This is a genomic window from Mammaliicoccus sp. C-M13, from assembly GCF_022386845.1.
Taxonomy (GTDB): Bacteria; Bacillota; Bacilli; order Staphylococcales; family Staphylococcaceae; genus Mammaliicoccus; species Mammaliicoccus lentus.
This window is the reverse complement of record NZ_JAJNHQ010000004.1, coordinates 91004-103033: the sequence shown is the minus strand read 5'-3', so window position 1 is coordinate 103033 and position 12030 is coordinate 91004. Positions and strand designations below refer to the sequence as shown.

Genomic DNA, 12030 nt, shown 5'->3' with positions numbered 1-12030 from the left:
AGTAAACTTACTTTATTTTTATGTGCTTTAAGATCCATTGTTCAATATCATCTTCTTGTAGATCATGTGTTGCTATCATAACAGTAAAATCTATAGCTTCTTTTGTATTAACTTCTAACTCATAACCATTTAAGTTTAAAAAGATATTTAAACACATAAATGCGGTTCTTTTATTTCCATTATAAAACACGTCTTTTTTCACAAGATTTCTAAATAAGTTGCTCGCTTTCAACGCAAGTGTTGGATATTGTTCTATACCAAACACATATTGTTTCGGTGCATTTACTAACATATTTAGAGCAGTTGCATCGACTACACCTATAGGTTCTTTAGGACTATACTTTTGAATAACATAGATATTAAATGTAATAATTTCTTTCTCGGTTAAATATCTAATCATCTATCAACTAACCCTTTGAAGACATCATCATACTTATTGCTAATTTCATCTGCTAATTTCAATATATCATCGTGTTCATTGATTGATTTACTTGGTTTTAACCAAATTTTATTATCTTCTTCAATAAATTCAACTGCATCTCCTTCATGAATGTTAATAGCTTCCATAACATTTTTAGGAATGGTAATTACGCTACTATTCCCTACTTTTCTTATTTTTTTTACATTCAATATCTCCATAATATTCACTCCCAACATAAAAGTATATACATGTATATACTTTTATGTTACCAGTTTTCTTGAACTTTTCAATTATGTCGTATTAATTATTTTTTAACTTATCTTTTTCTAATGTTTATTTGTGTTTCACTTCGGATATCGACTAAACTAATGGCTCCATTTTATTCTTTTAATTATAGAAGAAGACATTCTTGAGGTTATAAAAGAGTGTCTTCTGTTTTTTTAATATACTGCTATAATGAATTACAATTGTTCTTTCTGAAAACATGTTGTACACTTATATGTAAGCGCTTACTATAAGAATTATATTTTGTATTACTAAGGAGAGTATATATGAAAGATAAAGTGATTATTGTAACAGGTGGCAGTAGTGGAATGGGAAAAGGGATGGCGAAAAGATTCGCTGAAGAAGGTGCAAAAGTCGTTATTACAGGCCGTAAATTAGAAAATCTCGAGAAGACAAAGCAAGAGATTGAGCAGTATGAAGGCCAAATCCTTTGTATAGATATGGATGTTAGAGACCCAGAAAGAGTTCAATATACAGTTGATGAAACAGTTAAGACTTTTGGGAAAATAGATGGACTAGTTAATAACGCAGCTGGAAACTTTTTATGTGCAGCTGAAGATTTGTCGATTAATGGGTGGAATTCCGTTATAGATATTGTGCTAAATGGCACATGGTATTGTTCTCAAGCTGTAGGCAAAGAATGGATTAAAACTGGGCATAAAGGCCGCATCATCAATATGGTTGCAACATATTCATGGGGTGCAGGTGCTGGTGTTATCCATTCGGCCAGCGCAAAAGCAGGTGTGCTCGCTATGACAAGAACACTTGCAGTGGAATGGGGAACTAAATATGGCATCACAGTAAATGCAATTGCACCGGGTCCTATTGAAAATACAGGTGGCTCTAAAAAGTTATCACTTTCAGAAGAAGCACGACAACAATCACTGAATAGTGTACCTTTAAAAAGATTTGGGCAAACTGAAGAAATTGCTGGATTAGCACGTTATATTTTTTCTGATGAAGCGGGTTATATAAATGGAGCTTGTATGACGATGGATGGCGGACAGTGGCTAAATAAAAATCCATTTTAATATGGTTCTATTTATGACACTACGTTTAAATTCTTTAAAATAGAGAATATTAGTAGTGTAATCAAAATGTTTCATATAAAAAGAGAAAAGGTGATAAAGATGGATGCAAGGTTTCCAATAGGTGAACTACAGTTTCCAGAACATGTAACATTTGATCATATCCAACAATGGCTGGATGAAATCGGGAATTATTCAAATCGCTTAAGAGAAACGGTAGACGAATTAGACCCTTCAGAATTGAACAAGAAATACAGAGAAGGCAGTTGGACAGTAAGACAACTTGTGCATCATATAGCAGATTCACAGTTGAATATGTATCAACGTTTAAAACTCGCATTAACAGATGATAGAAAGCCAACTGTACCAGCGTTTGACCAACAAAAATGGATAGAAACGCCAGACAATGAATTACCAGTCGAATGTTCAATTAGAATGCTTGAAGGAATGAATGAACGTATTGTAGCAATTGGTAGAAACTTAAGTGAAGAACAATTGAAACGTAAATTTACGCATGAAGATGACGGAGAAACTTCAGTAGCATTTAAAGTAGCGAAATTATCATGGCATGAAGAACACCATTTAGCGCATATTAAATTAGCGTTATCACAATAAATGAAGAAATATAGCAGGCTGGTACAGTTATGTCCTGGCCTGTTCAATAGAAGCTTCAGAATTATTTCAGTGGAAATCATCAGAAGAAGTTATTGAAAATAATATAAATAAAACTAGTCACAGACGGTCTATTTAACCTATGTGGCTAGTTTTTTTATTTAGAATTTTCCGAAAATTCTTTTTATTAAGTATTATTTGTGTTATATTGTTCTGAATTACACTAATACTGTAAAAGGGAGGTTATTTTTATGGAAGAAATCGGGAGTATGATTAAGTATTTTAGAATGAAAGAGGAATTAACACTTAAACAAATGAGTAGTCAAACCGGCTTATCTACAAGTTTTTTATCACAAGTAGAGCGAGGGGAGTCTTCTATAGCGATTACTTCTTTGAATAAAATAGCGGATGCTTTGAATGTTGATATTACTTCATTTTTTAAACCTAAAATTGAAACGAATTTTCATGTTATTCCAGATGAAATTGATTCATTTAAGATAAATAGATCTCATCAAAATTTCAAACGTGTTTCTAGTGATTTTGAAAATAGAAAATTAGAGAATTTTATTATTACTATTTATCCAGATGATTGTAGTGAAGTTTCTAGACATGATGGTGAAGAAATGTATTACATTATCGAGGGTGAATTAACGTTTTATCTTGATGATGTTAAGCATATTGTACATGAGGGTGAGATTATTCATTATCCTTCCAGTTTGAATCATTATTATATTAATGAATCTCAAAATCCTGCAGTTATATTAAGTGTAGTTACACCTAAAATATTTTAAATTTGAAAGGAGAATGGAAATGAGAGTTGCAACAGATATTGGCGGTACTTTTACAGATTTGGTTGCATTAGATAACGATGGAAATATTATCGTAGGTAAAGCAGATACAACTCCTAAAAATTTTGAGGCTGGGATATTCAATGTGCTTGAACAAGCTAAAATTAATTTAAAAGACATTGACATGTTTATTCATGGAACAACTATTGTTATTAATGCTTTAACTGAAAAGAAAGGTGTTAAAACTGGTCTTATAACGACTAAAGGTTTTAGAGATGTGTTAGAAATTGCACGTGGTAATAGACCAGATTTATTTAATGTTAGATATAAAAAACCAACTCCAATTGTTGAAAGGCATCTTCGCCGTGAAGTTACGGAACGTCTGAATTATAAAGGTGAAGTTATACAAGAGTTGAATGTTGAGGAAATTGATGAAATTATTCATTATTTTAAGGAAGAAAATGTTGAAGTTATAGCTATTTCATTATTACATAGTTATCTAAATAATGAACATGAAAAGAAAATAGCTCAGTATATTAATAAAAAATACCCTGAATTTTTAACTACTTATTCTACTGAATTGAATAATGAATGGAGAGAATACGAACGTACCTCTACAGCGGTGTTGAATGCTTATGTTAAACCAATTGCTAATGAGTATTTATCTAATTTAGAGAAAAATATTATAGAGAATAGTTCAAGTAGCAGAAATTATGTAATGCAATCAAACGGTGGAACAAGCACTTTTGATCACGCTAAAATAGCGCCCATAAATATGGTAGAGTCTGGTCCAGTTTCAGGTATATTTGGTGCCGCTGTGTTAGGAGAAATGATTGGAGAGAATAATTTAATTGTTTTAGATATAGGTGGTACAACAGCGAAATGTTCATTGATTGAAAACAGTAACGTTAAAGTTACAACTGATTATCATTTGGAAAGAACGAATAATTATGCTGGTTACCCTATGAAAGTACCTGTAGTAGATATTGTTGAAATTGGAAATGGTGGAGGATCTATAGCTTGGTTTGATGAAGGTGGATCTATTAAAGTTGGCCCGAAATCTGCTGGAGCTGAACCTGGACCGATAGCATATGGAAAAGGTGGAATAGAACCAACTACTACTGATGCAAACTTGTTATTAGGAAGGTTAAATATTTCTAATTTTGATACAGATACTAAAATTGAAGAGGTCAAAAAACAATTTCACGAATCAATTACTGATCATTTGGATGTAGAACTAGATGAAGCAGCTATGGGAATTGTTAAAATAGCGAATTCAAACATGCTAAATGCATTAAAGTTAATATCTGTTAGAAAGGGTTATGATCCACGTGATTTCACGATGGTTGCTATAGGTGGAGGAGGACCTATGCATTCTCAAGACTTAGCTCGTGAATTAGGCGTGAAGAAAGTAATAGTTCCCTCTACTTCAAGTGTGTTTGCTTCATGGGGGATGTTAATGTCTGATTTAAGACATGATTATGCTCAAACACATCTTACTAATACTAAAGATTTAAATTACAAAGAAATTAACAATAAATTTGTGGAATTAGTTGATGAAGCAGTTAGTACTTTGAAAAATGAAGATGTAAATAATCAACAAATAGTAGTTACAAAGTTAATGGACTTGAGATATGAAGGGCAAGACCATCCTGTAGAAGTAACAGTGCCATTTGATAAAGTGGATGAAAATTATCTTAATGATATAATCCAAGCATTTCATAAAAAGCACGAACAATTATATACTTATGCACTTGAGGAAAATGGAACTGAAATAGTGAATTTAAAAGTTAGTGTAATAGGTAAAATTGAAAAACCAACAATTAAAGAGATTACTGTACCCAAAGGAGATTCAGTGAAAGAGGAGCGTCAAGTCTACTTTGAGAATGAGGGATGGAAAAAGGTAAAAGTTTATGATAGAGATTATTTAGCAATCGGAGAAAAAATTGAAGGTCCAGCAATTATTGAAGAAAAGTCTACAACAATACCGATTAACTCTAAAGATGCAGTCACTAAAGATTCATATGGAAACTTGATTATTCATATTGGAGGAGATAATTATGAGTTATAAAACTGATCCATTCACATATGAAGTGATAAAAGATTCTTTAATTTCTACTGGTGAAGAAATGTTCATAGCTTTAGCAAGAACTTCAATGAGTCCAATTATATACGAGGTGTTAGATTACGCATGTGGTTTAACTAATAAAAAAGGAGAGCTTGTAACACTTGGTAATGGCGTTACAGGTTTTATAGGTATGTTATCTTTCATGGTAAAAGAAACCTTGAAAACGTATGGAGATGACATTAATGAAGGAGATGTATTTTTAATTAATGATCCATACGAAGGCGGAGGTTCACATTTGTGTGATGTAGGACTTGTTTTACCAATTTTCCAAGATGGTGAACTGGTTGCATTTGTTGCTAATAAAGCACATTGGACAGAAGTAGGTGGAAAAGATACAGGTTCAATGTCTACTAATTCTACTGATGTATATCAAGAGGGACTTCAATTTCCATGCGTGAAATTATATGACAAAGGTGCAGAAAACAAGGCGTTAGTTAAAGTGATTGAATCAAATGTTCGTTTTCCTGAGTTATCAATTGGTGACATGAGAGCGCAAATTGCTTCGCTTAAAACAGGTGAAAAACGTATTCAAGGTTTATGTAAAAAATATACAACGCAATCTATTCTTGAAAGTATGGAGCGATTTTTGGATCAAGGTGAAAAATCTACATTAAATGAAATATCAAAATTACCTCAAGGAATTTATGAAATTGATGAATTAATTGATGATGATGGTATTTCAGATGAACAAATACCAATTAAATTAAAATTAACTATCACAAAAGATGAATTTATTTGTGATTTTAGAGGGTCCTCTAAACAAGTACAAGGTCCAATTAATAGTTCTTATACAGGACTAGTATCGGCAGTTAGGACAATCTTTTTAGCAATTACAAATCCATCCCAAGAAGTAAATGATGGAGCTTTTAGACCATTAAAAATTATTACAGATAAAGGTTCAATCATTTCAGCTCAACGTCCTGCACCAGTTTCTATGTATTGGGAGTCTATGCTATATGGCTCAGAAACAATTTGGAAAGCATTAGCACCAGTTATTCCTGACAGATTAACGGCGGGTCATTTACTGTCTGTATGTGTTGTAATAATGGGAGGAAAACATCCAGATAAAGATGGAAACTTCCTCATTGTTGAACCATCCGTAGGGGGATGGGGTGCTTCTAATAGTTTTGATGGAGATACTGGTCAATTTTGTGTGTCAGATGGAGAAACATTCAATGTACCTGTTGAAATTGCAGAAATTACTTATGGCGTCCAAGTGGAAGAATATAGTATGAGAACAGATGGTAGAGGTGCAGGTGAGTATCGAGGAGGTCCTGGTGTTATTCGAACTTATAAAGCATTAACTGATGGACAATTCTTTACAGGTAGTTTTGGGCATCATAAACAAAACACTTGGGGAGCTGATGGTGGACATGAAGGATCAAATAATGAATTTTTAATAGAGAAATCAAATGGTGAATTAGATGGGCCATTTGGTAAGTATAATCAGTATCCATTAAATAAAGGAGATAAAGTAATATTAAGAACAGCAACCGGTGGAGGGTTTGGCGATCCACATAAAAGAACTAAAAAGTTGATAGAAAAAGATATCAAAAATGAATATATAACTCTGCAGCAAGCAAAAGAAATTTACAATTATAAATAAGTCATTAATGGAGGGAATCTATGAGTGAAAATAATAGTTTTTCTAAAGCGGATAATCCTTTAGAAAGTGTTCCAAAGTCTCAACGACAACATTGGTCCACTCCTGCAGTCATTTTTGGAGGTTTAGAGTTTACAATACCTGTTCTTATGGTAGGAGCTTCATTAGCGGGATCGTTTAAATTGATTCATGTTGTATGGATTACACTGTTGGCAATGGTTGTATTTCAGTGGATAGGAAATACCATTAGCGGATATATAGGTGCTAAAACAGGAAGACCATCGTCAGTCATAGCAAAGAATAGTTTTGGTGATGTACAAGCAAGGTTAATAGCAGGTGGAACTATATTTATAGTCTCTTTAGGGTGGTGGGCTTTACAAACAGCAGTAGCTGGTAACGCTATATCAGCAATGTTTGGTGTCAATTACCAAAAAGATTGGTTTCTTTGGGCAATTATTACGATTATAGCAGGCCTATTATTTGCCATCCCTTCAATTATTGGCTATCAATCAATGAAGTGGACGGATTACATTGCTGTACCTGCAGGTTTATTATTAGTTATAGGAGGTATATACTTTGCACTAAGCAATACAGGGTTACATAATCTATTAAGCTGGCAACCAAAGCCTCAAATGACAGTGATGGCTGCAATTAGTTTAATAATTGGTGTAAACGTATCGCAATGGGTCATAGCAGCAGACTATACAAGGTACGCAAAGCCTACTTGGAAAGATAATATTTTAATACCATTAGGTATAGTAGCTGTCGGTGTCCCCTTGTTTATAGTTGGGGCGGTAATGTCAGTAGGTGTTGGTGACCCTGATATAGTACAAGTAATGATGGGGTTAGGTTTTCCTGTTTGGGGATTTTTAATCTTATGGTTCGCTACATGGACAAGTCAACTTGTGAATAATTACAGTATGGGATTGGCGTTTGCAAATTTACTTAATGTTAGCTCACATAAAGGTAGACAATTATTAACTTTATTAGGTACATTAATAGCTATAGCAATTGCAATAGCAGGAATTTTGCAATATTTCACGGACTTTTTAAATTTCACAGCTATTGTTTATCCTGCTATCGCTGGAGTTATGTTTATTGATTTTTTTGCTATTCGTAATCGAGAATGGGAAAGTATTAATGGCTGGAATATCATAGCTACAATAGCCATGATAATAGGTATGCTTGTTGGTTATTACACTCAATATATCCATCAAATGGGTTTACCGGCAATTCAATCTTTAGTCGTTACGATGATTGCATATTACATTTTAATGCGTATAAAAGCTTCAGTTAAACCGGATGCTTTTACACCTGAAAAGTGGAAGAAGTCTTAAAAATATATTGATATATTAATTAAAATAAATGCTTATATACTCATGTATTTACAGTCCAATATGGATTTGCTAATGCAGGTATATACTTGACGATCCAAGCAATTGCTGTTGTGTTATCAAGATTTTATTTAAGAAAATTTATACAATCTGATGGATTGTGGCATCCAAAGTTTATGTTAAAAGTATTAGGTATTCTAATGTTAGCAGCTATCATTGTTGCTTTTGGACTATACATATACATAGGAGTATTTTATGGTAGTGCAATCTTAATCGGTATTGCCCAGGCAATGATTTATCCAACTTTAACATCATACTTAAGTTTCGACTTACCACGAGCAGGTAGAAATATGTTGTTAGGCTTATTTATCGCTTGTGCCGACTTAGGTGTATCGTTAGGTGGTGCTATGATGGGTTCAATATCTGATTTAGTAGGCTTTAAATGGATGTATTTAATATGTGGCATGCTCGTCTTAATAATAATGGTTTATAGTAGTAGGAATAGAAAAGCAGCATATTAAATGATAATAAAACGGAACAGCCCGAGACAATGATTGACGTCCCGGACTGTTTTGTTTGTGTTAATAAAGTAGCAAATCTTGCAAAACGAGGTGCACGAGCAACATAACAATCTCCTTATTGACACGTTTAGTAAGAAAAGGCAACAAGACCATCGTTATTGACACGTTTAGTGAGAATAGTCAACAAGACCATCGTTATTGACAGAAGAACGTACAACATAAGTTTCCAGTCTATTACTGCCAATACAAAGAAAGAGTTCGAGACATTAACCAATGTCCCGAACTCTTTATCATTATATTTTAAACTAGTTCTTTAAAGTTTTCTAAGCGCTTTTCTTTTTCTTCGTCGCTAATGTTATGTGCTTTAACATAGCGGTTGTTTTCTTTGCTTGCACATTCGTGTGAGCATGCGCCAAGATATTTCGCTTCATTTTCTTCTGTAACTAAGAATTGTCTGTTACATTCTGGATTGCTACAGTTGATGTATCTTTCGCAAGGTGTACCATCGAACCATTCTTTTCCGACTACTGTTTTTTCTACTTGGTTTACGTCTACGCTAATACGCTCATCGAATACGTACATTTTTCCGTCCCAATATTCGCCTTTAGTTTCTGGATCTTTACCGTAAGTAGCGATGCCACCCTCTAATTGTGCAACATCTTCAAATCCTTCTTTTAATAGGAAACCTGAGAATTTTTCACAACGAATACCGCCTGTACAGTACGTGACAATTTTTTTGTCCATGAATTTTTCTTTATTCTCTTTAATCCAGTCTGGTAAGTCTCTGAATCTTGTGATGTTAGGACGAATTGCGCCACGGAAATGACCTAAGTCATATTCATAGTCATTTCTTGCATCAATTACTATTGTGTCGTCAGATAATAAAGCTTCTTTAAATTCTTTTGGTGATAAATATTCACCAGTTAATTGTTTAGGGTTAACGTCTTCTTCTAAGTCTAATGCAACAATTTCTGGTCTAGGACGAACGTGCATTTTTTTGAAAGTATGCCCTTCAGCTTCATCTATTTTAAATACGATATCTTTGAAGCGTTCATCAGCTTTCATATGTTCCATGTATTGATCAGTTGCTTCTTTAGTACCTGATAAAGTCCCGTTAATACCTTCGTTTGCAACTAAAATACGGCCTTTCAATTCTAAGTCTTTACAAAAATCTAAATGCTCTGCTGAAAAAGTTTCAGGGTCATCGATTGTTGTGTATTTATAAAATAATAATACTCTGTAATCCATTTTCATTCTCCTCTTATATTTTAAATAGTATTATGTGTAAAATTTTTAAGTGTTTATAATTTGTAGTTGTCCCTTTTAAATGAGGGCATATTTTATCCTCATTATATTGTATCAAAAAAGTTGCATATTTCAATTGTTTAATTTTGTAAAATGTTGTGAAAGGAGTTTTATTGTAATGATTTATAAGTTGTTCTACAATAATTTTGTGTACTTATGTGTAAATTAACAAATAAAATCACTTATAAAAGGAGGGATACAGTGAGAGATTTAGTTCATAAGATAAGTAAGTATTTTTCCAGTTTGATGACATTACATACTGAACGATTGAATTTGAAAAAAGTATTAGACAAGGTTTGTTAATTGCTGTTCCCATCTTGATTGGTTATTTATTAGGTAGAACAGATTTAGGATTACTTGTAGCAACAGGAACATTAGCTCATATATATGCGATTAAAGGGACGTTCAAGTCGAAAGTACAAATTGTACTCGTATCTGCAATATTGCTATCTATTTGTATGTTTTTAGGTACTTTGACAGTTGGTAACCAACTTCTATTTGGTATATTGCTCGTCCTGATTTCGACTTTGGTCTTTTATGTTTTTGTTTCTTTAAAAATACCAGGACCAGCTTCTACATTTTATATTGTGCTATTTGCATTACCTATGAATTTACCGATAGAGCCAAGTGATGCATTAGCCATATTAGAATGTCCAGTTGTAGAAATTCATATGTCTAATATTCATTCACGTGAATCATTTAGACATCATTCAGTCTTTGCAGATATCGTTACAGGTCAAATGACTGGATTCGGAGTGGAAAGTTATTTACTTGGTTTAAGAGCTGCTTATTCAGCTATAAAATAATATGTAAGTTGAAGAGGTTAAGGTGCCCATGTTGTTGATATTATTTCACACATGTGAGGTTCTTTAACCTCTTTTTTCTATATTTTAATGGTGTTTAACCAAATGTTTAGGTATTTATAGTAAAATAAAAATAAGATATACAAAACATTGGAATGGAAAATGATAATCAAGGAGTTTTTGCAATATGGAGAATCGACAAGTACAGAGCATATATGTCAATCTTATAAAAGCTTCTCAAAACGTCCAAAAGGGGCTTTTTGAAATATGTAGAGAAGAAAATATTAAAGTTAATGATTTTTTAGTATTAGGAGCTTTATATCAATGGGGCGCACAATCTATCTTATCAATTAGTAAAAACGTATTAATTAAAAGTGGCAGTATGACCTATATTATTGATGAGCTTGAGAAGAAAGAATTGATTTATCGAACGCCATCTAAAGAAGATAGACGTGTTATTTTAATTGATTTAACAGAAGAAGGCTATAAACAAGCAGAAAAATTGTATAACGCTGAATTAGAAATGTTCGCTCGTATGTTTGAAAAAGCGAGTAAAAAGACTTTAGATAATGCACCTAGCGAATTGAGAGAATTAAGAGATGTTTCAGATGCGTTCGTTGAGGAAAATGGATTTAAATACTAATTTTTAATTAAGAAAGGATTAGTTATGGAAACTGTATATATAGCAGGTGGTTGTCTATGGGGCGTAGAAGCTTTCTTTAAAACTTTGCCAGGTGTCATAGATACAGAAGCTGGTAGAGCGAATGGAGAGAGTCATACATTAGAGGGTCCGTATGATGGTTATGCTGAATGTGTGAAAGTTATTTATAATCCTGAAATTGTATCTATTAATGATTTAATGCATTATTTATTTGAAATTATTGATCCATATAGTGTTAATAAACAAGGGCAAGATGAAGGATTAAAGTATAGAACAGGTCTATATAGTACTGAACAAGCACATCTAGAAGAAGCTAGAGCGTTTATAAGTAGTCGAGATGATGCCAGTCAAATAGCTGTAGAAATTAAGTTATTAACTAACTACATAAAAAGCGCTCCAGAACATCAAGATAGATTAACTAAATACCCAAACGACTACTGTCATATACCTAAGGCATTGTTAAAAAAGTATCAAAATTAATATAAAACGCCACATAAAAAATGAATTTATTTCATTTTTTATGTGGCGTTTTTAGTTTTAA

Annotated in this window: 12 protein-coding genes and 1 pseudogene; 10 read left to right on the top strand and 3 right to left on the bottom strand. The window is 32.8% G+C overall.

What is annotated here, in order from left to right; all coding sequences use genetic code 11:
* Positions 1-7: 7 nt before the first annotated feature.
* Positions 8-400: a type II toxin-antitoxin system death-on-curing family toxin gene (locus LQ615_RS04640; RefSeq protein ID WP_084819057.1), complete on the bottom strand. Its 393-nt coding sequence runs from the start codon at positions 398-400 to the stop codon at positions 8-10.
* Positions 397-639, bottom strand: coding sequence for an AbrB/MazE/SpoVT family DNA-binding domain-containing protein (locus tag LQ615_RS04635; RefSeq protein WP_026023607.1), 243 nt, complete (start codon positions 637-639; stop codon positions 397-399). Before LQ615_RS04635 ends, LQ615_RS04640 begins: the two co-directional genes overlap by 4 nt.
* A 333-nt stretch (positions 640-972) precedes the next feature.
* On the opposite strand from LQ615_RS04635, the gene fadH reads away from it, so the two are divergent.
* From fadH to LQ615_RS04600, 7 genes and pseudogenes are all read left to right on the top strand, one after another.
* The gene (fadH, locus tag LQ615_RS04630) at positions 973-1737 is read left to right on the top strand and encodes a 2,4-dienoyl-CoA reductase (protein WP_070045032.1); all 765 of its coding nucleotides are present in this window, start codon (positions 973-975) and stop codon (positions 1735-1737) included.
* Between the two features lie 99 nt (positions 1738-1836).
* Complete coding sequence (locus LQ615_RS04625; protein ID WP_016999749.1) at positions 1837-2349, top strand: YfiT family bacillithiol transferase; 513 nt, start codon at positions 1837-1839, stop codon at positions 2347-2349.
* A 248-nt stretch (positions 2350-2597) separates the two neighbouring features.
* Positions 2598-3137, top strand: a complete 540-nt coding sequence (locus LQ615_RS04620; RefSeq protein WP_016999748.1) for a helix-turn-helix domain-containing protein — start codon at positions 2598-2600, stop codon at positions 3135-3137.
* A gap of 19 nt (positions 3138-3156) precedes the next feature.
* Entirely contained in the window at positions 3157-5205 is a 2049-nt protein-coding gene (locus tag LQ615_RS04615) for a hydantoinase/oxoprolinase family protein (RefSeq protein WP_239703738.1), read from the top strand.
* Complete coding sequence (locus LQ615_RS04610; RefSeq protein ID WP_239703739.1) at positions 5195-6868, top strand: hydantoinase B/oxoprolinase family protein; 1674 nt, start codon at positions 5195-5197, stop codon at positions 6866-6868. The genes LQ615_RS04615 and LQ615_RS04610 overlap by 11 nt, the downstream gene beginning before the upstream one ends.
* Positions 6869-6888: 20 nt before the next feature.
* Positions 6889-8202, top strand: a complete 1314-nt coding sequence (locus tag LQ615_RS04605; RefSeq protein ID WP_103268965.1) for a cytosine permease — start codon at positions 6889-6891, stop codon at positions 8200-8202.
* A 50-nt stretch (positions 8203-8252) separates the two neighbouring features.
* Positions 8253-8720, top strand: a pseudogene (locus tag LQ615_RS04600) (MFS transporter); the annotation flags it as partial.
* A gap of 300 nt (positions 8721-9020) precedes the next feature.
* Here the strand turns inward: LQ615_RS04600 and trhO are convergent.
* The gene (gene trhO / locus LQ615_RS04595; RefSeq protein ID WP_016999734.1) at positions 9021-9968 is read right to left on the bottom strand and encodes an oxygen-dependent tRNA uridine(34) hydroxylase TrhO; all 948 of its coding nucleotides are present in this window, start codon (positions 9966-9968) and stop codon (positions 9021-9023) included.
* A gap of 374 nt (positions 9969-10342) precedes the next feature.
* Between trhO and LQ615_RS04590 the strand changes: the two genes are divergently transcribed.
* The 3 genes from LQ615_RS04590 to LQ615_RS04580 all read left to right on the top strand — a co-directional run bounded on the left by LQ615_RS04590 (position 10343) and on the right by LQ615_RS04580 (position 11969).
* Positions 10343-10831: a type II 3-dehydroquinate dehydratase gene (locus LQ615_RS04590; RefSeq protein ID WP_239703740.1), complete on the top strand. Its 489-nt coding sequence runs from the start codon at positions 10343-10345 to the stop codon at positions 10829-10831.
* 184 nt (positions 10832-11015) lie between these two features.
* A complete protein-coding gene (locus LQ615_RS04585) occupies positions 11016-11471 on the top strand; it encodes a MarR family transcriptional regulator (RefSeq protein WP_064211369.1) in 456 nt (151 codons plus the stop codon).
* A 24-nt stretch (positions 11472-11495) separates the two neighbouring features.
* Entirely contained in the window at positions 11496-11969 is a 474-nt protein-coding gene (locus tag LQ615_RS04580; RefSeq protein WP_064204409.1) for a peptide-methionine (S)-S-oxide reductase, read from the top strand.
* The last annotated feature ends 61 nt before the right edge of the window (positions 11970-12030 follow it).

Excerpts from the sequence above, each read along its gene's own strand:
- LQ615_RS04640 (WP_084819057.1), bottom strand. The coding sequence starts at position 400 with ATGATTAGATATTTAACCGAGAAAGAAATTATTACATTTAATATCTAT.
- LQ615_RS04635 (WP_026023607.1), bottom strand. The coding sequence starts at position 639 with ATGGAGATATTGAATGTAAAAAAAATAAGAAAAGTAGGGAATAGTAGC.
- fadH (WP_070045032.1), top strand. The coding sequence starts at position 973 with ATGAAAGATAAAGTGATTATTGTAACAGGTGGCAGTAGTGGAATGGGA.
- LQ615_RS04625 (WP_016999749.1), top strand. The coding sequence starts at position 1,837 with ATGGATGCAAGGTTTCCAATAGGTGAACTACAGTTTCCAGAACATGTA.
- LQ615_RS04620 (WP_016999748.1), top strand. The coding sequence starts at position 2,598 with ATGGAAGAAATCGGGAGTATGATTAAGTATTTTAGAATGAAAGAGGAA.
- LQ615_RS04615 (WP_239703738.1), top strand. The coding sequence starts at position 3,157 with ATGAGAGTTGCAACAGATATTGGCGGTACTTTTACAGATTTGGTTGCA.
- LQ615_RS04610 (WP_239703739.1), top strand. The coding sequence starts at position 5,195 with ATGAGTTATAAAACTGATCCATTCACATATGAAGTGATAAAAGATTCT.
- LQ615_RS04605 (WP_103268965.1), top strand. The coding sequence starts at position 6,889 with ATGAGTGAAAATAATAGTTTTTCTAAAGCGGATAATCCTTTAGAAAGT.
- trhO (WP_016999734.1), bottom strand. The coding sequence starts at position 9,968 with ATGGATTACAGAGTATTATTATTTTATAAATACACAACAATCGATGAC.
- LQ615_RS04585 (WP_064211369.1), top strand. The coding sequence starts at position 11,016 with ATGGAGAATCGACAAGTACAGAGCATATATGTCAATCTTATAAAAGCT.
- LQ615_RS04580 (WP_064204409.1), top strand. The coding sequence starts at position 11,496 with ATGGAAACTGTATATATAGCAGGTGGTTGTCTATGGGGCGTAGAAGCT.